The sequence below is a fragment of the Rhizobium leguminosarum genome (assembly GCF_002953715.1).
Lineage (GTDB): Bacteria > Pseudomonadota > Alphaproteobacteria > Rhizobiales > Rhizobiaceae > Rhizobium > Rhizobium leguminosarum_V.
The window spans coordinates 74,606-91,584 of sequence record NZ_CP025014.1 but is presented as its reverse complement, the minus strand read 5'-3'; the positions used below and the strand labels follow the sequence as shown (position 1 = coordinate 91,584).

The 16,979-nt window shown below is 59.8% G+C and carries 17 protein-coding genes; 6 read left to right on the top strand and 11 right to left on the bottom strand.

The annotated features are described in order from the left end of the window. Nucleotides 1-3: 3 nt before the first annotated feature. From CUJ84_RS29895 to CUJ84_RS29870, 6 genes are all read right to left on the bottom strand, one after another. A complete protein-coding gene (locus CUJ84_RS29895; protein WP_105009274.1) occupies nt 4-1,071 on the bottom strand; it encodes a Gfo/Idh/MocA family protein in 1,068 nt (355 codons plus the stop codon). Between the two features lie 44 nt (nt 1,072-1,115). After that, nucleotides 1,116-1,880, bottom strand: a complete 765-nt coding sequence (locus tag CUJ84_RS29890) for an amino acid ABC transporter ATP-binding protein (RefSeq protein WP_105009273.1) — start codon at nt 1,878-1,880, stop codon at nt 1,116-1,118. Nucleotides 1,881-1,932: 52 nt separating this feature from the next. After that, nucleotides 1,933-2,574: an amino acid ABC transporter permease gene (locus tag CUJ84_RS29885; protein ID WP_105009272.1), complete on the bottom strand. Its 642-nt coding sequence runs from the start codon at nt 2,572-2,574 to the stop codon at nt 1,933-1,935. Nucleotides 2,575-2,584: 10 nt separating this feature from the next. After that, on the bottom strand, nt 2,585-3,253 hold the full coding sequence (locus tag CUJ84_RS29880; RefSeq protein WP_017991876.1) for an amino acid ABC transporter permease: 669 nt from the start codon (nt 3,251-3,253) through the stop codon (nt 2,585-2,587). 31 nt (nt 3,254-3,284) lie between these two features. Next, nucleotides 3,285-3,728: a type II 3-dehydroquinate dehydratase gene (locus tag CUJ84_RS29875; protein ID WP_018071496.1), complete on the bottom strand. Its 444-nt coding sequence runs from the start codon at nt 3,726-3,728 to the stop codon at nt 3,285-3,287. A 106-nt stretch (nt 3,729-3,834) separates the two neighbouring features. Next, nucleotides 3,835-4,665 (bottom strand): transporter substrate-binding domain-containing protein, encoded by an 831-nt coding sequence (locus CUJ84_RS29870; RefSeq protein ID WP_105009271.1) that lies wholly within the window; start codon nt 4,663-4,665, stop codon nt 3,835-3,837. Between the two features lie 248 nt (nt 4,666-4,913). On the opposite strand from CUJ84_RS29870, the gene CUJ84_RS29865 reads away from it, so the two are divergent. Then, complete coding sequence (locus CUJ84_RS29865) at nt 4,914-6,809, top strand: bifunctional sugar phosphate isomerase/epimerase/4-hydroxyphenylpyruvate dioxygenase family protein (RefSeq protein ID WP_105009270.1); 1,896 nt, start codon at nt 4,914-4,916, stop codon at nt 6,807-6,809. Nucleotides 6,810-6,913: 104 nt separating this feature from the next. Here CUJ84_RS29865 and CUJ84_RS29860 read toward each other — a convergent pair whose 3' ends face one another. After that, on the bottom strand, nt 6,914-7,588 hold the full coding sequence (locus CUJ84_RS29860; RefSeq protein WP_105009269.1) for a GntR family transcriptional regulator: 675 nt from the start codon (nt 7,586-7,588) through the stop codon (nt 6,914-6,916). Nucleotides 7,589-7,663: 75 nt separating this feature from the next. Then, nucleotides 7,664-8,332, bottom strand: coding sequence for a GntR family transcriptional regulator (locus CUJ84_RS29855; RefSeq protein ID WP_018482621.1), 669 nt, complete (start codon nt 8,330-8,332; stop codon nt 7,664-7,666). Between the two features lie 511 nt (nt 8,333-8,843). Here CUJ84_RS29855 and CUJ84_RS29845 point away from each other — a divergent pair. The 3 genes from CUJ84_RS29845 (at nt 8,844) to CUJ84_RS29835 (ending at nt 11,085) form a co-directional block, all read left to right on the top strand. Beyond that, nucleotides 8,844-9,677 carry an MBL fold metallo-hydrolase gene (locus CUJ84_RS29845; RefSeq protein WP_105009267.1) on the top strand — a complete coding sequence of 278 codons (834 nt, stop codon included), beginning with the start codon at nt 8,844-8,846 and terminating at the stop codon, nt 9,675-9,677. 143 nt (nt 9,678-9,820) lie between these two features. Next, complete coding sequence (locus tag CUJ84_RS29840) at nt 9,821-10,195, top strand: GFA family protein (protein WP_105009266.1); 375 nt, start codon at nt 9,821-9,823, stop codon at nt 10,193-10,195. Nucleotides 10,196-10,242: 47 nt separating this feature from the next. Next, nucleotides 10,243-11,085, top strand: coding sequence for an alpha/beta fold hydrolase (locus CUJ84_RS29835; protein WP_105009646.1), 843 nt, complete (start codon nt 10,243-10,245; stop codon nt 11,083-11,085). A gap of 108 nt (nt 11,086-11,193) precedes the next feature. Here the strand turns inward: CUJ84_RS29835 and CUJ84_RS29830 are convergent, their stop codons facing one another. Together CUJ84_RS29830 and CUJ84_RS29825 are read right to left on the bottom strand one after the other, a co-directional pair. Further along, complete coding sequence (locus CUJ84_RS29830; RefSeq protein ID WP_105009265.1) at nt 11,194-11,952, bottom strand: polysaccharide deacetylase family protein; 759 nt, start codon at nt 11,950-11,952, stop codon at nt 11,194-11,196. After that, nucleotides 11,952-13,040, bottom strand: a complete 1,089-nt coding sequence (locus tag CUJ84_RS29825; RefSeq protein ID WP_105009264.1) for a glycosyltransferase family 4 protein — start codon at nt 13,038-13,040, stop codon at nt 11,952-11,954. Before CUJ84_RS29825 ends, CUJ84_RS29830 begins: the two co-directional genes overlap by 1 nt. A 181-nt stretch (nt 13,041-13,221) precedes the next feature. Here CUJ84_RS29825 and CUJ84_RS29820 point away from each other — a divergent pair, with 181 nt between their 5' ends. Both CUJ84_RS29820 and CUJ84_RS29815 read left to right on the top strand, forming a co-directional pair. Continuing rightward, complete coding sequence (locus CUJ84_RS29820; protein ID WP_105009263.1) at nt 13,222-14,940, top strand: adenylate/guanylate cyclase domain-containing protein; 1,719 nt, start codon at nt 13,222-13,224, stop codon at nt 14,938-14,940. Then, entirely contained in the window at nt 14,940-15,818 is an 879-nt protein-coding gene (locus tag CUJ84_RS29815) for an FkbM family methyltransferase (RefSeq protein WP_105009262.1), read from the top strand. Before CUJ84_RS29820 ends, CUJ84_RS29815 begins: the two co-directional genes overlap by 1 nt. Nucleotides 15,819-15,968: 150 nt before the next feature. Here the strand turns inward: CUJ84_RS29815 and CUJ84_RS29810 are convergent, their stop codons facing one another. Next, the gene (locus CUJ84_RS29810) at nt 15,969-16,301 is read right to left on the bottom strand and encodes a hypothetical protein (protein ID WP_105009645.1); all 333 of its coding nucleotides are present in this window, start codon (nt 16,299-16,301) and stop codon (nt 15,969-15,971) included. Nucleotides 16,302-16,979 lie beyond the last annotated feature (678 nt).

The window sequence follows — 16,979 nt, the reverse complement described above, 5'->3', positions numbered from 1 at the left end:
TGGTCAGACTTTCTGGGCATCGAAAGAGGCGCTGGCGTCAGAGAGGTGGATCATCTGTCCCCAGCGCGCCGATCTCTTGATCGCTTCGACGACCCTGAGCGTGGCAAGGCCCTCTCGGCCACTCACCAGAGGCGTGGCATCGCCACGAATGACATCGCAAAAATGTCTGAGCTGAACGCAAAGGGGATCGGCTGCTTGGTAAGGCACGCGCTCCTGGGCAAGCTGCTCCAGCCAATCGGGCTTCGAAGGGCTCGTCCAAAGCGTCAGATCAGGAATTCCGAGCGAACCCTTGGTGCCGCCGATCTGGTAGCAGAATTGATCGTAACGGGGAAAGGCGGGGTTTTCGCCGGTGGTCGTCTCCCAGCTCCACGGCGCTGCCACGGCATCACTGCCGTTGAGAGTGGCAAGCACCCCGCTTTCGAAACGCAGCGTCACGACAGCCGTATCCTCGACGGCATGGTTCCTCACGGCGTGGGATTCCATCGCATGGACGGCTTCGACCTCGCCGAAGAAATATCGGAAGAGATCGACATCGTGGATCAGGTTGACGAAGACCGGGCCGGCGCCCGACTCGCGCCGCCAGGGGATGTCGAAATAGTCGTCGGGCTTGGCGACCCAGAACGTGCCGTGCACCGCGAGGATCCGGCCAAGCCTTCCGCCGTCGACGATCTGTTTGACCGCCTGGATTATCGGATTGTGGCGCCTGTGATGGCCGACGAGCAGCGGTATGCCTGCCTTCTCACCGGCGCCAACCAGTGCCGCCGCAGCATCGACATCGTCGGCGATCGGTTTCTCGATCAGGACAGGAATGCCGGCAGCGACGATCTCCATTCCGTTCTCAACGTGGAGCTGGTTCGGCGTTGCCACGATGATGCCGTCAGGCCTGTCCTCGACGCGGATGTCTGAGAAGCTCCGGTACCATCGGGCCCCGACATTCTCGGCAAAGTCGCGACCGGCGGCAGAAGGATCGATCACGGCCGAGAGAACGGTTCCGGGCTCGGAGATAATTCGCTCGACGTGGCGCCTGCCGATGAGGCCGGCTCCCATGACTGCAATCTCTAGCGGCTTCATTGCCGGCTCCCATAATTTGCCAGAGGCATCGACCTTGAGACGCCTTACCTTCGCAGGATTTCTCCGAGGAATTTCCTGGTTCGCTCATGCTGTGGGTTGGTGAAGAACTCGGCCGGCGGGGCTTCCTCGACGATCGCGCCGCTGGCCATGAAGATCACGCGGTCTGCGACCTGGCGGGCAAAGCCCATCTCGTGGGTGACGCAGATCATCGTCATGCCTTCGTCGGCGAGCGCGATCATCGTATCCAGTACCTCCTTGACCATTTCCGGATCAAGCGCCGACGTCGGCTCGTCGAACAGCATCACTTTCGGCCGCATGCAAAGCGCGCGGGCAATGGCCACGCGCTGCTGCTGGCCACCCGAAAGCTGCACCGGATATTTGTCGGCCTGCTCCAGGATCTTGACCCGCTCGAGCAGCCCGCGAGCCCGTTCCTCGGCCTCCGCCTTGCCGACGCCGATAGCCTTCATCGGCGCCAGCATGCAGTTCTGCAGCACGGTCAGATGCGGAAACAGATTGAACTGCTGGAAGACCATGCCGACCTCACGGCGGATCGCATCGATGGTCTTGGCCTGATTTCCGAGAAGAATCCCGCCGACGCGGATTTCCCCTTTCTCGTAGGTCTCGAGATGGTTGATGCAACGGATGAGCGTCGACTTCCCACTGCCGGAAGGCCCGCATAAGACGATCCTCTCGCCGCTGCGAACCGATATGTTGATGTCGTGCAGGGCTTGAAAAGCGCCATACCACTTCTCCACCCGCTCCATGGTGATCATCGTTTCTGCGCCTTGAGCAGGACTGGGACTGGTCATCAGTAGAACTCCACGTTGGCGGCTGGATCGCATCGAAGACGAGGGATGCGGATCAGCGCGCAGAGGCGGCAAACTTTCGTTCGAGGCGAGCGCCAAGGATCGTCAGTGGGCAGCACATCAGGAAATAGAGAGCGCCGACGATGCCGAAGACCGTCAGCGGTTGGAAGATCTGGTTGGAGATGATGTTGCCGGCCCGCGTCAGCTCGGTGAAGCCGACGATCGATGCAAGCGAGGTGCCCTTGATCAGCTGCACGAGGAAACCGACCGTGGCAGGCAGCGAGATGCGCAGCGCCTGCGGCAGGATGACATCCTTCATGCGCGAGACATATCTGAGGCTGAGAGCCTTTGCCGCTTCCGTCTGGCCGCGCGGAACCGCTTCGATCGATCCGCGCCAGATCTCGCCGAGATATGCGCTCGCATGCAGGGTCAGGCCGATGGCAACGGCCACCCAGGCATCGAGCATCAGCCCGACCAGCGCCAGGCCGTAATAGACGACGAAAAGCTGCATCAGCAGCGGTGTTCCCTGGAAGACGGCGATATAGGCGGCCGTGACGCGTTCCAGCAATGGTATGCCCGAGGCGCGCGCAAGGGCGACGCCGAGCCCTGCAATGCCGCCGCAGACGAAGCCGACGGCGGACAGGGCCACGGTCCACTTCAGGCCGATCAGGAGGAAGACGAATTCGTCGTGACCCATGGAATTCCTCCTACTTGACCGGATATTTGAAGTAGCGTGCCGAAAACAGCGCGAAGATGCGCATCATCAGCCAGGAGATCACGAAATAGAAAACCGTGACCGTGAAGTAGACCTCGAAGCTGCGGAAGCTCTCCGACTCGATGCGCTGCGATACGGAGGTCAGCTCGTAGGCCGAAATCGCCGATGCAATGCTGGTGGTGAGCGTCAGGAGGACGAACTGGCTCGTCAGCGACGGATAAATCGCCCGCAATGCCGGCTTGAGAATGATCAGCCGGAAGACCTGAGCCTTGTGCAGACCAAGGGCGAGCCCCGCTTCCATCTGTCCCTTCGGGATCGACTGAACGCCGCCGCGAATGATCTCGATGGCGTAGGCACCACCGTTGATGCCGAGCGCGATAATCGCCGTCGGCGTCGGATCCAGCCTGATGCCCGTGAGCGGAAGCGCAAAATAGATGAAGAAGATCTGCACCAGGAACGGCGTGTTGCGGATCAATTCGACGAAGGCGATGACCAGCCATCGCGCCGGCTTGAGCGCAGAGTCGCGCAGCGCAACGCCACCAATTCCGATGATGATCGCCAGCAGCATCCCACAAATGGCAAGCAAGAATGTCCCGAGGCAGCCGAGCAGAAGGCTCGGCAGGCCATCTATGACCGGGGTGAAATCCAACTTATAGTTCATGGCGATCCTTCCGGTTCGTCTTCCTGAAAGTTCAGTCTCGCTTGACCATTCCTGCCATCGCCTGGATAGCAAGTTCGTAGCCGTCGGCTCCAAAGCCGATCATGATGGCCGTGGCGACGCGTGAGATCAGCGAATTGTGGTAGATGCTCTCACGCGCATGAACATTCGAAATGTGCAGCTCGATCTTCGGCGGGTCGAACATTTTCAACGCATCCAGAAGAGCGATCGATGTGAACGTATAACCGGCAGGATTGATGATGATGCCGCAGGCGTCGGTCCTGGCCTGATGCACGCTCTCGACCAGTTCGCCCTCGAAATTGGTCTGCCGAAACTCGACGTCGAATCCCAGCGCCTTTGCCTTGGTCACGCACCGCTTCCTGATGTCGGCAAGCGTCGTGGTCCCATAGATTGCCGGCTCGCGCTGACCGAGAAGATTGAGGTTCGGTCCATTGAGCACAAAGATTGGCTTGTTCATGATCGCGCTCCCGGACGCGGGCCGAAGCCGGTCTCGAAACATGATGGTAGCGTTGGCGGGCATCACCAGGGATGCCCACCTCCTCGACTAAATGCTTTATGAGCTTTCAGTTCGCCGCGAACGGAATGCCTTCCAGCTTTTCCGGAAATTCCGGAACCGGAACCTTCATCCACTTGTCGTAGATGGTCTTGAGTTCGCCGTTGGCCTTGATCTTGTCGATAAAGGTGTTGAGCGCCGCATTGATTTCCTTTTCGCCGAGGCGCGTGCAAGCACCGTTGTAGAGCTTCTGGAATTCAAGCTTGTTTTCGAATTCGCCCGGACGAGCCTTCTCCACCCGGTCCATATAGAAAATGTTGCCGCCAAGCGTCTCGACCTGGCCGGACACCAGGGCCTGGACACTCGCGGCATCTCCGTCATAGCGCCGGATGGTCGTGCTCGGCGGTGCGTTCTTGGTGACCTGCGTGTCCTGGGCTGCACCCTTGGCGACGCCGACCGTAAACTTGGCCATGTCGGCATTCGTCTTGATCTCTGCGGATTTCGGACCAATCAGAACGATCGCGTTGGCAACATAGGGCTTGCTGAACTGCACGGCCTTTGCGCGATCCGGCAGCATCGCCATCGTGGCAAACAGAACGTCGACACGGCCAGCCGTCAGTGCGGGAATGCGGTTGTTGACTTCAAGCGGCACGAACTCGACGGAAACACCCAGTTCCTTGGCAAACAGCGTCGCGATGTCGGCATCGAGGCCGTCCTGTTTGCCGCCGCTGGTAACAAAGCCCCAGGGCGGGTTGTCACCCTGAATTCCGACGATGATCTTGCCGCGAGCCTTGATTTCATCAGGCGTGATGGCGGCGGCCGGTTGCGCCAGGGTGGCGGCAGCCACCAGGGCCGCGGCTCCGAGCATCGCGTTTCGGCGCGTTAGCAAAGACTTGAACATGTAACTCCTCCTCCTTTGGCGGTCATTCGACCGGACAGCCACCTCACCTTTTGACTGTGTGAGGAATAATTGCCAGAGAAGGACTTTCAAATCAACAGAGTTTTTCAAAATCATATGAGAATTTATCATAAGACACGCTATTTGAATTCCTCACGACATTTGCCATAATAGTAGCGAGCGGTATTCTGGAACGCGTCGTCGTGTTCGGCGCTCGTTTAACCCCGCACGGATATCGGAAGGGCTTTGACATGAGGACCTCGATTGCGACTGTCACGATCAGCGGTGAACTCCCGGAGAAGCTCGAGGCGATCGCCCGGGCGGGCTTCGACGGCGTCGAGATCTTCGAGAATGATTTCCTCGCCTTCGACGGAAGCCCGGCCGATGTCGGAAAACTCGTCCGCGACCATGGCCTGGAGATCACCCTGTTTCAGCCATTTCGTGATTTCGAAGGCATGCCGGAGCCGCTGCGAAGCCGTACTTTTGACCGCGCGGAACGGAAGTTCGACGTCATGCAGCAGCTGGGAACGGACCTGGTGCTCGTCTGCTCGAACGTCTCGCCGGCAGCCATCGGCGGCATCGACCGGGCGGCGGCGGACTTTCATGAACTCGGCGAACGTGCCGCTAGGCGTGGACTGAGGGTGGGCTACGAGGCGCTTGCCTGGGGCCGCCATATCAGCGACCACCGCGACGCCTGGGAGATCGTGCGTCGCGCCGATCATCCGAATGTCGGTCTTATCCTCGACAGCTTCCACACCTTGTCGCGCAAGATCGACGTCAATTCCATCCGCTCGATTCCCAAGGAGAAGATCTTCATCGTCCAGCTTGCCGATGCGCCGCTGATCGACATGGACCTGCTCTATTGGAGCCGCCACTTCCGAAACATGCCGGGTGAAGGCGACCTACCCGTCACGGCGTTCACCGAAGCCGTCGCTGCGACAGGTTATGACGGGTATTTCTCCCTGGAAATTTTCAACGACCAGTTTCGAGGCGGCTTGTCGCGTGCGATTGCGGCCGACGGCCACCGCTCGCTGATCTATCTTGGCGATCAGGTGCGCCGCCATCTCGGCATCGGCAGCATGACCGGGGCGGCGATGCCGGAAAGGCCTTCCGTCAAGGGCGTCGGCTTCGTCGAGTTTGCCACGGACGAGGAAGACGAAGTCGAGCTGGTTGCCTTGCTGCGCACCCTCGGGTTCAAAAAGACGGCGGTCCACCGGACGAAAAAGGTCTCCCTCTTCGAGCAGGGCGAGATCCGGATACTCGTCAATGTCGATCAGACAGGATTTGCCAACGCCGCCTACGCCGTTCACGGTACTTTTGCATATGCCATGGCCCTGATCGTGGACGATGCGGCAAAGGCCTACGAGCGCGCGCTCGCCTTGGATGCAGAGCCTTTCACTCAGCCTGTCGCAGACGGTGAGCTCGAGCTGCCTGCCATTCGGGGTGTTGGGGGCGGGATCATCTATCTCATCGACGACAAGAGCGCATTGGGTCGTTTCTCCGAAATCGACTTTCAGCCGGTCACGGACGACAGCGACGCGCCATCAGTGGGCCTTTTGCGCATTGATCACGTCGCCCAGACGGTCGGCTACGATGAAATGCTCACCTGGCTTTTGTTCTACACGTCCATTTTCGAGACGCGGAAGACCCCGATGGTCGATATCATCGATCCGGCCGGGGTGGTCCGCAGCCAAGTCGTCGAGAACGACACCGGGGCGCTGCGCATTACCATGAACGGCGCCGAGAACCGCCGCACGCTGGCCGGACATTTCATGGCCGAGAAATTCGGAGCCGGCATCCAGCACCTGGCGTTTTTGACCGACGATATCTTTGCGACCGCCGAAAACCTTCGTGTGTGCGGTTTCAGATCGCTGCACATTTCGCCGAACTACTACGATGACGTCGAAGCACGCTTCGGCCTCGATCCTGCACTCACCGAGCGGCTGAAAGCGGAAAACATCCTCTATGACCGGGACGAGCATGGCGAATATTTCCAGCTCTATAGCGGAACATATGGAGAGGGTTTCTTTTTCGAGATCGTCGAGCGCCGCGGCTACCGCGGCTACGGCGCGCCGAACGCTATTTTCCGGATCGCCGCTTTGAAGAAACAGATGCGTCCGGAAGGAATTCCGACAGACGCCTCCTGAAGTCCAGGTTTAGAGCGGTTCAGCCTTTCAGCGCAGAACCACTCTAAGCTTTTGTTTTTACGCATTCCGGACGGAAAGCCACTTCGCACTTTCCTGGAATTGCTCTAGCGAATCCGGCCGCTCTTGAGCACATGCTCCACGCCGCTTTGAACGTGCCTTTTGACGACGTCGGTCGCGCCAGCGACGTCGCGCTGAATGGAAAGCTCGAACAAAAGCCTGTGGTCATCGACGACTGGCTTGCCGCGAAAACTCTCGGCCAGCATATGGTAACGAAGAAAGCGGTCGAAGACAGACGACAATGTCGCCATCAGCGTCGCTGAATTGCAGGCCGAGACGATCGCCTGATGGAACTCCCAGTCGTATCGGACCCAGTCGACTGTCCGCGAGACGTCGCCCGCAAGGAGCTTGCGTTCGGCGGCAGCCAGCCGGTGATGTGCAGCGACGATGCGCCCTTCCCATTCAAGATTTCCCGCAGCGAAGGCAAGGCCGATCGCATGCGTTTCAAGAACGATCCTGAGGTCAGCGAGCTCGAGGAGTTCTCGGCGCGAAGCAGGGCTGACTTCAAAGCCACGCTGTCCCTCGGCGACAACGAGGTTTTCCGTGGTCAGGCGGCTCAGAATTTCACGCAGCGATGAAATGCCGATGGAATAGCGCTCCTTTGCCTGCTCCAGCTTGATCTTGGCCCCCGGCGGCAATGTCCCGGATATGATATCCTCGCGGATCTGCCGGAAGACGACATCGCTTACTGTTTCAGTCGGGTCGTGGACTTGCTTGAGCATGGCTTTTCCTAGTTTTGCCGAAATGTCATCTGTGTTGGTGGACCTAAAGCCCGAAGAGAAATGTCCGGATCATCTCTATTTCAGCGTCCCTCTCGCCAGCGCATGTTCGACCCCACCCTGGATATGCAGCACAAGCACGCGCTTGGCCGTCTCCGCGTCACGTCGCAATGCCGCATCCAAAAGCTGCTGATGTTCATTGGCCGCGACATCGCCTCGATAGGACAAGGCGACCATCTGATATCTGAGATATCTGTCGAAGATCACCGAGTGCGTCTCCATCAGCAGTTTCGATCCACAGGCGGATATCAGCGCTTGGTGAAACTCCCAATCGTAACGCTTCCAGTCCTCTGCCCTGCTGGTGTCGCCCGATGCCATCACCTGTTCCATCCGCGCCAATTTGTAATGCGCCGATACCAGGGGAGCCTCCCACTCAACGTCGCCATGCACGAACGACTGCTCCAGCGCATGTGTTTCGAGGAGAAGCCTGAGTGCCGCTGTCTCCTTGAGGTCTGAAACGGACACCGGAGACACTTCGAAACCTTTTTGGCCCTCGGCAACGACAAGCCCCTCGGAGGACAGCCGATTCAGCACTTCTCGGAGCGTACTGATGCTGGTCTCGTAGGACTCCTTCAAGCTTTCCAGCTTCAACTTTTGTTTTGGCGCCAGCCGACCAAAAATGATGTCGGCCCGAATGCGCCTGTAGCTGCTCTCGGCAATGGTCTCGTTTATAACCGGCTGCAACATGGCGAGTCTCTTATATTTTCTGTTTCGTCGGATATATCTCTTTCTGGCATTCTCAATCAAGGAAGCATTCGCAGAATGGGAATTAGAATTTTCTCATATGATGCTGGTTTTTCCGGAGAACGGGGAAGCGACTGGGTCGAGCAGGGCCTGACCACAATACAGGTGCCCCATGCCTGTTGGGCCAAGCCCTTTGGCCCGGCTTGCATACTGCTTAAAAAACTGGATTTTTCGGCTCAACAGGGCAGCAATTGTTTTTTCAATCGCGCGCAACCATCTAATAGGCATGACATACGGGAAAATGTCCCCGCCCTCAGCAGCCCGTTTACCGAAAACGAACCATACTGGGTTGCTTTCCGAAGCGAAAGCCGATTGCTTAGGAAAATCTACTTCTTCTTCCGCTAGCGGTTAGGAGAATGAAAGGGGGTACAGGCAAACCCGTGGAATTCTACTGCTTCGCATCGGGATGAACAATGACTACGATGGCGAGGTGGGAAGGCCGGTTTGAAGAACGATGACGACAGATTTGTTTCAGGTAAAATTTTGGGGCGTCCGCGGCAGTATTCCCGTGTCGGGCCCCGAGTTCGATCGCTACGGCGGTAACACTTCCTGCATCGAAATTCGCTGCGGAGAACATCGGATGATCTTCGACGCAGGCTCCGGCCTGCGCGAGGCTGGGCTCTCGCTGCTCGCGGACAGTGTCAGCGACGTCGACCTGTTCTTCAGCCACTGCCATTATGACCACATCATCGGCCTGCCCTTCTTCAAGGCAATCTATTACCCCTCGATCAACGTCAACATCTGGTCCGGCCATCTCGATGGTAAGATGAGCACGCGGGAAATGGTCGAGCAGTTCATCAGTCCGCCCTGGTTTCCCGTCAAGACCGACATCTGCCAGGCGACGATGAACTTCCGCGATTTCCATGCCGGTCAGGTATTGACCCCCCGTGCGGGCATCGAGATCAAGACCTTCATGCTGAACCATCCGGGCGGCGCCATCGGCTATCGCATTGAATGGCAGGGCCGTTCGGTCGCTCTCGTCTATGACATCGAGCATATTCCAGGCGCCTACGATCCGGTTTCGCTGGAGATGATGCAGGATGCCGATCTCGTCGTTTACGACTGCACCTACAACGAAGACGAGATGCAGCGTTTCAAGGGCTTCGGCCATTCGACCTGGCAGCACGGCACCGAGCTTGCGAAGATGGCGGGCACCAAGCGCTTTGCGCTCTTCCACCATGCCCCCTCCCGCACGGACGAACAGCTGGCGCAGATGGAAATGCAAGCGCAGGCAGCCTTCCCCGAGTCCTTTGCCGCCCGCGACAATCAGATCGTGGTGATTGAGTAGGTCCGCTAAGGGCCTCCCGTTATCTTGTCCAGTCCGAAGCTCTTCGACGACGCCGACCGAGCATGCCTGCGACGTCACAGCGGAACAGATGCTGGGCCAGACCGTTTTCCCGGCAGCGCAAAATCAAAGAACAGGCATCCGTTATGACCGTGCTTTCCGGAAAGTGTCTTTGCGGGCAGGTGCACCTTTCTGTCCGTGGCGAACCCTTACGCGTTGGAATCTGTCATTGCACCGACTGCAGGCAAGAAAGCGGTTCGGCCTTTACCTTCTACGGGATCTGGCCCGCCGACCAATTCGAACATTCAGGGCAAACCGGCGAGTTCCAGGGGCGGCATTTCTGCACCGGCTGCGGTTCGCGCCTGTTTTCCGTCGATGACGAAGAGGCAGAAATCAAACTCGGCATCCTATCCGAGGCGCCGACGCCGCTTGTGCCGCGTTACGAACTCTGGATCAAGCGCCGCGAACCGTGGCTGCGGCCGGTGGAGGGCGCCGAGCAGCATGAGGAGGACCGAAAGTGAGCGGCAGCGCCGCAGGCTCGAACTCCACTCTCGTGCGACATCGCTGGATGACGGTTGCAGGGGTCGAGACTTTCTACCGCGAGGCCGGCCGAGAAGATGCTCCGGTCTTGTTGCTGCCGCACGGATATCCCTGCTCATCCTATGAATTTCGCAATCTCATACCGCGCCTTGCCGACCATTGGCGCCTGATTGCGCCGGATTTCCCGGGTGCGGGCTACAGCGGCACGCCTGATGATTTCGACTACAGCTTCGATGGATACGCTGCCTGGCTAGAGGCCTTCCTCAGCGCGATGAATGTCGACCGGTTTGTCCTCTACCTCCACGACTTCGGATCGCCGATCGGTGCGCGGTTGGCGATCAGAGACCCGCGGCGGATCGTGGCGCTGATCATCCAGAATGGCGATATCCCCTACGAAGATGCCCTCGGGCCGAAGTATGCGGATATCGAGGCGACGTGGACACTTCCGGAATCGGAGATGAGGACGGTGCTGGCGGCAGCGGTCAGCGAGGAGGCCTTCAAAGAGGAATTCCTCAACGATCTGCCGCCCTCTCTGGCCGACACCATCCCGCCAGATCTCTGGAAGCTGCATTGGTCGCTGATCACGCCGCGGCGCAAGGAAATCGCCATAGACCTGATCGCCGGACTGAAGGAGAACCGGAGCTGGTTTCCGGAACACCGCAAATATCTGCAGGAATACCAGCCTCCGACCTTGATCGTCTGGGGGCCGAACGACCACTACATGCCGGAAAAATCGGCGCGAGCCTATCTGCGCGATCTGCCGGATGCCGAACTGCATGTGCTCGGCGGCGGCCACTGGTTGCTCGAGACGCATCTCGATGACGTCGTCGCACTCATCCGAGACTTCCTCGGACGCGTTCACGCCGCCTGATCGGCAATGTCTAAGGCCCTAAAGCGCGTCGCGATCTTTCAGATTCGCTCCTCGCGCTTTAGGTCTTGCTTTTGCGCATGTCGGTTATCGCAAAACCGCGGCGCACTTTTACGCGACATGCTCTAGCAGTTCCGACGCCGATGACCAGCGGACGGCCAGATGCCCGCCCGTCACTGCAAACAAGGCCGACAGGAAGTCCCATGCGGCCGCGTCATGCACCAGATGGTGGGTGAGCACGCCGACGGGCTCGTCGCTGCCGGCAAACCGGTCGCGAAGCTCGGCCACCAGCTCGGCCACCAATTCCACCTCGCCCCGTCCGCCGCGCGTGCCGTGCCAGTCGATGACGTCGACATGGGTGTTGAGAAGCGGCATCGGACCGCCCTGCTTTGCCCGCCCGTAGACCGAAAGGGCTGCAAATCCGAGACCGGGCAGCGCCGGAATGAGGGCAGCGTCGATCCGGTTCCACGGCGGCACCAGCACCGGCAGGAAGCGGGCCGGATGCAGCCGTTCCAGCAGCCGGAACCCCTCACCCAACTCGCCGAGCACGACCTCCGCCGGCCGCTCGCCGCCGAGTTCCTGCTTCTTCGCCTCCGGTCCCGCATGGTTTGTATGAGACCAGCCGTGCACCGCAACCGTGACGGCTGTTTCCTCCCCCAGGCGTGCGGCCAAGGCCTCGCCGGTCAGGCCGGGAATGACGGCGAGCGTCAGCGGAACCCGGCTTTCGCCAGCCAGCGCCATCAGCGTCTCCAGCGCCTGCGTCGGCTCGACGGCGTCGTCATCGCGCAGCCAGAACCGCGCCACGCGGCCGGCCGTCTGCCAGCGGTCAAGTTCGTGGCGCAGGGGGTCCCAGGCTATCCCGTCGGTCATCACGTCACTCCTGTTGCTGCGCTGTCCCGCAAAATTCCGTTCAATAGCTGCGCCGCCATCACAAGCGAACGTTCCCCAAGCACGAAGCGCCGCGCCGCCTGCCCCATGGCGTCGCGCCTTTGCCTGTCGTCAAGCAGGGCAGCCACGGCCTCGGCATAGGCGGAGACATCGCCATCCGGCGTCAGCAGGCCGGTCACCCCAGCCTCGACCACTGCTGGCACGCCTGCCGTTTCCTGCGCGACGACGGGCAGGCCGGCGGCCTGGGCTTCCAGATAGGCAAGGCCATAGGCCTCGCCGCAACCGGGCCAGACATAGATGCCGCCATGCCCAAGCAGTTCGGCGATCTCGACGGCATTCCGTTCGCCCAGCCATTCGATGCGGCCGGGAAGGCCGGCAAACTGACCCTGCACCTCCTGGCGCATCGGACCATCGCCGATGACGGCAAGCGTCCAGGGCCGGTCTTCGATCAGCCGCAATGCTTTTGCGAGCATGACATAACTGTCCATCTTGTCGCCGGCCCGCATCATCGCCACCGTCATCAACCGGTGCGGATCGGGGGCCGGCGACACCTTCTCGAACAGCGCCGTGTCGATGAAGGGTTTCAGCCCGGCAAGCCGCGCCTGCGGAAATGCGGCTGCAAGCCCGGCCTGGTCGCGTTCGGTGAAGCTGATATTGACCGCTGCCTGCATGATCGCCTCGCCCACGCGGTTCTGTGATGCTGCCCAGCCGGTCCGGTCGCGTTTAGCCGCGTAGGAGGCTTCGGCGGTGACATAGGGAATGGCAAATTCGGCGGATATCGCCGGCCCGAAGGGATCGGGCGATTTGTAATAGGGATGATAGCAGAACCAGAGTTCCGGTCGCGGCGCGGATTTCCATGTCAGCCGCAGCCGCTCCAGCTCGGCGCGGATGGCGGGTTCGACCGCCGCTGCCGCCTCCGGTGTCGAGGAATAGGTGCGAAATTCGGACGCGATGTCGACCTGATGCCCGCCAAGTTCCAGCGCCCTGATCAACAGCCGCGCCATCAGCCGGTCGCCCGACGGCACCGGATGGTTCGGCGATTTCATCGGCGCGTAGAAAGCCACCCGCATTGACACCTCATGTACGACAGACTGTTTACAACTGGCACTCGTGCTATCACGAAAAATTCCGCTATTGTCCCTTTCCCTAAAACTTGCGCATAAGCATATGGAATGTGATCGCGATCGAAGCAATTCCGCCTCTTTCTCAATCTCTATGGGCCTGCAGTTACATCGACAAGAACGGGAATGAATGACGACGGTCTCGGCCACAGGGATTTTTTCGGAACGTACGATCAGAAGGGCGAGGCTCGGTTCCGGCCTCGTCATTTTCATCTTCGTCCTCTTGCATTTGTCGAACCATGCGATTGGCCTGATTTCAGTCACCGCCGCCGATAAAGCCGCCCACCTCTTCCTGGCGATCTGGCGCAATCCTCTGGGGACCGCCATCTTCTATTCGTCGGTTCTCATCCATATCGCGCTGGTGCTGCGCGCCATCTACATGCGCCGCAGCCTCGTCATGCCGAAGGGGGAAATGGCGCAGATCGTGCTCGGCTTGATGATCCCGCTGCTGCTTATGGATCATGTCATCGGCACACGCATCGCCCACGAGTTCTACGGCTACATCGATGATTACGAGACGGTCGTCGGTTCGCTGTGGATCCGGAACCCGGCAAACGGCGCGCGGCAGGCGCTCGCCGTCGTCGCCGTCTGGATCCACGGCTGCATCGGCATCCATTTCTGGCTGCGCTATCGCTCCTGGTATCCGGACTTCGCACCGCTGATGCTGGCGCTCGCCATCCTCGTGCCGGTGCTCGCGCTGCTCGGCTTCGTCGAAATGGGCCGGACGCTCGCCGACCCTTCCTACCAGCAGTCAATGACGGTCAGCGCTTACAAGGAAGGCGTCAACACCCGTTACGCCTCCAACCCGGACGTTCACCGTCAGGTCGCCATGATCCGTGCCGGGCTCTACGGCGCCTTCTCGGCCTCGCTGCTCATCGTCGTCGTCGCCCGCGCCCGGCGCAAGCTGAAGGAGCGGCTTGACCAGGTCGCCGTGAATTATCCGGGCGGCGAGGTGATCCGTGTGCCACGCGGCTTCTCGGTGCTGGAAGCAAGCCGGCTCGGCGGCCTGCCGCATTATGCCGTCTGCGGCGGCAAGGGCCAGTGCTCCACCTGCCGTGTGCAGATCCTTGGCGATTACGACAGCCTGCCGGCCCCTGACAAGATGGAACAGACGACACTGAGGCGCATCAATGCCGGCCCGGATGTCCGGCTCGCCTGCCAGCTTCGTCCGAACGGCGACGTTGCGGTCGCGCCGCTTCTCGTGCCGGCGATCGAGGCGGCTCTTCCCGCCAACAGCCAGGAGACGAGCCCCGGTCGCGAGCGCGAGATCGCCGTGCTCTTCGTCGATATCCGTCATTTCACAACACTGACGGAAACCCGCCTGCCCTTCGATGTCGTCTTCCTGCTGAACCGCTATTTCGCCATCATCGGCAAGGCGGTGGAGCAGGCGGGCGGGCGGCTCGACAAGTTCATCGGCGACGGCGCCATGGCGCTCTTCGGGCTCAACACCGCGCCGGAAGAAGCCTGCCGCCAGGCGCTCAACGCAGCAGCGGCGATCGTCGCCGAGATCGAGAAACTCGCCGCCGAGCTGGCCGATGAGCTGGCACTGCCGCTGCGCATCGCGATCGGCATTCACACCGGCCCGGCCGTCGTCGGCACGATGGGATACGGACGGGTGCGCAGCATGACGGCGATCGGCGATACCGTCAATGTTGCGAGCCGGCTCGAGACCGCCGCCAAGGAGTTCGAGGCGGCGATCGTCATCTCCGAGCCGGTAGCGAGCCTTTCGGGTGCTAACCTCGCCGGCATAGAAAGCCGTGAAATCAATGTGCGCGGCCGGGCCCTGCCCTTGAAAGTCTACGTCATTCCGAGAGAGAAAGCGGCAGAGCCGCTCGAAGGAAAACCCTGATGCCCGGCAAGCCCTGGCTGACCGCCAAATACTGGAGCCGCCGCTTGCGCAAGGCGCGCAATGCGGCCGCTTCGCGCTTCTTCGACACCCGCTTCGGCCGCCGCCTGCTGATCGAGAATATCGGCCCGCGGGTGGTCTCGATGACGGTCGACGCCGGCGACCATCTGATGACTTTCTCGCCTTCGGACTATATCGGCCGCAAGGTCTTCCGAAAGGGCCATTTCGAACGCGAGGCCGTCGACCGGCTGATCGTCATCCTGCGCGAGCGCGGCCTCTTGCGAAAGGACGCAACGCTGCTGGAGATCGGCGGCAATATCGGCACCCAGACCGTCTATTTCGCCCTCAGCGACACCTACGCCCAGATCGTCAGCATCGAGCCCGATCCGCGCAATTTCCCGCTGCTTCAGCTCAATATCCGCCAGAACCGGCTGGAGGAGAAGGTCCGGCTCACCCATTGCGCCGCCGGCGAGAACGAAGGCGAGATCGACTTTTTCCTCAACCTCAACAATCACGGCAAGAGCAGCGCTATCCGTCAAAGCCCGACGGACAAGAAGATCAGCGTGCCGGTGAAGCCGGTGCCCGAGATCCTTGCCGGACTTTCGATCGACCCGGCCTCGATTGGCCTCGTCTGGATGGATATCGAGGGCTACGAGCCGGTCGCCTGCCGCTCAATGCAGCCGCTGCTTGCCCGCCGCGTGCCGCTCTATATGGAGTTCACGCCGATCTTCTACGGACCGGAGGGAACGAAGGCCTTCATATCAATGCTCTCCGGCTTCTACGAGAATTGCCTCGTCATCTTCGAGGATCGCGAAGAGGAAATGAAGGTCCGCGACCTGCCGGGCAATTTCGGACAGTACAACGTGCTGTTTCTGCCTTAGATGTTCGGCCGTGAATGCCGGAGAGACTCTTTCCCCTGCGTCAATTGAGTCATTCACCAGACACGCGGTGAAGATGCAGCACTTGTCACTTGCTTGGGTATCCGGCAGTTACAGCGGGTTTGTCATCTCCGCCAAGCCCTGCCGCCCTTATCATGCTTGCCACCACTTGGCTCTTTCAACCATGACTTTCCGCAGCACTTTGCGGTTGTCGGGAACCTGGATTACGATGGTTTTGCTTTTGTTTCCTTTTTTTACCTCTCCACAAATTGCAAACACCGCCGAAAGCAATGGCTCGCTAATAAGACCCGACATTCCAAGAGTGGTTGCAGCTTTTAACGCCGACTCTGGCGTCATCTTGAAACCGCATGTCGATTTCGTCACATCATGAAAGAAGATTGCTGATGCGGCGGTGCGATCGTCGGCCTGAGCGTGACCCGTAGCAGCAAGAACAAGCGCGAAAGCGCCTAAGATACGCAGCTTCATTACATTATCCCTAAAGTACAATCTCTGGGCGCAGTACAACCCGGCGGATTTCCGAAGTAAATTCGCTGCAACTCAAAACCACAATTCCTTCAGAGTTCGATCGGTAGGAGGGCTCTAACAACAGCGAAACTGGCATCCAATCACCTGTCGTCGAGCTCAAGCCTTCTCAATGCTTTAAAAAAGACGTTCCAGTTCGGGGAATGGAGAGTACTGCAGCCGGCTTGCGCTGCAGCGATAGTCGTCTCCAACCAAACTGAGCGGAGGGCCTCCTCCATGGAAGTAGCGCAAGGGACTCTTCGAGATGCCTGCATATGCGCTTAGACGATTTCTTGCGTTGAACCGTAAGCAAATGAGCCGATCTCCACTATCTAGCGTTATGACGTTCGATATGCTCGCGTCGCTAATTGAGTAATAGTTATAATATGTCTTCCGCGCATACTCGATGGCGCTGGATCTGTCGCTAGCTGTCGGCGCGGTCTGCGTGGAATAGACCTTATCCCATCGCTCAGGGGTCATGCAGCCAGCTAATAATACGGGGATTGCGAGAAAGGTGAGGCGCAGTATGTGCCCTCCGGGTTGAGAGGTGACGATGCTGCACACTTTCGGCGAGGGTAAAATCCCCTCTCGCTTAAGCTGTTTTTGGTACCAGCTCCCAATCATCATTTGGTGGCGGTGACT

Excerpts from the sequence above, each read along its gene's own strand:
- CUJ84_RS29810 (WP_105009645.1), bottom strand. The coding sequence starts at position 16,301 with ATGAAGCTGCGTATCTTAGGCGCTTTCGCGCTTGTTCTTGCTGCTACG.
- CUJ84_RS29885 (WP_105009272.1), bottom strand. The coding sequence starts at position 2,574 with ATGGGTCACGACGAATTCGTCTTCCTCCTGATCGGCCTGAAGTGGACC.
- CUJ84_RS29890 (WP_105009273.1), bottom strand. The coding sequence starts at position 1,880 with ATGACCAGTCCCAGTCCTGCTCAAGGCGCAGAAACGATGATCACCATG.
- CUJ84_RS29875 (WP_018071496.1), bottom strand. The coding sequence starts at position 3,728 with ATGAACAAGCCAATCTTTGTGCTCAATGGACCGAACCTCAATCTTCTC.
- CUJ84_RS29845 (WP_105009267.1), top strand. The coding sequence starts at position 8,844 with ATGACGACAGATTTGTTTCAGGTAAAATTTTGGGGCGTCCGCGGCAGT.
- CUJ84_RS29860 (WP_105009269.1), bottom strand. The coding sequence starts at position 7,588 with ATGCTCAAGCAAGTCCACGACCCGACTGAAACAGTAAGCGATGTCGTC.
- CUJ84_RS29870 (WP_105009271.1), bottom strand. The coding sequence starts at position 4,665 with ATGTTCAAGTCTTTGCTAACGCGCCGAAACGCGATGCTCGGAGCCGCG.
- CUJ84_RS29815 (WP_105009262.1), top strand. The coding sequence starts at position 14,940 with ATGCCCGGCAAGCCCTGGCTGACCGCCAAATACTGGAGCCGCCGCTTG.
- CUJ84_RS29830 (WP_105009265.1), bottom strand. The coding sequence starts at position 11,952 with ATGACCGACGGGATAGCCTGGGACCCCCTGCGCCACGAACTTGACCGC.
- CUJ84_RS29825 (WP_105009264.1), bottom strand. The coding sequence starts at position 13,040 with ATGCGGGTGGCTTTCTACGCGCCGATGAAATCGCCGAACCATCCGGTG.
- CUJ84_RS29835 (WP_105009646.1), top strand. The coding sequence starts at position 10,243 with ATGACGGTTGCAGGGGTCGAGACTTTCTACCGCGAGGCCGGCCGAGAA.
- CUJ84_RS29880 (WP_017991876.1), bottom strand. The coding sequence starts at position 3,253 with ATGAACTATAAGTTGGATTTCACCCCGGTCATAGATGGCCTGCCGAGC.
- CUJ84_RS29865 (WP_105009270.1), top strand. The coding sequence starts at position 4,914 with ATGAGGACCTCGATTGCGACTGTCACGATCAGCGGTGAACTCCCGGAG.
- CUJ84_RS29840 (WP_105009266.1), top strand. The coding sequence starts at position 9,821 with ATGACCGTGCTTTCCGGAAAGTGTCTTTGCGGGCAGGTGCACCTTTCT.
- CUJ84_RS29855 (WP_018482621.1), bottom strand. The coding sequence starts at position 8,332 with ATGTTGCAGCCGGTTATAAACGAGACCATTGCCGAGAGCAGCTACAGG.
- CUJ84_RS29820 (WP_105009263.1), top strand. The coding sequence starts at position 13,222 with ATGACGACGGTCTCGGCCACAGGGATTTTTTCGGAACGTACGATCAGA.
- CUJ84_RS29895 (WP_105009274.1), bottom strand. The coding sequence starts at position 1,071 with ATGAAGCCGCTAGAGATTGCAGTCATGGGAGCCGGCCTCATCGGCAGG.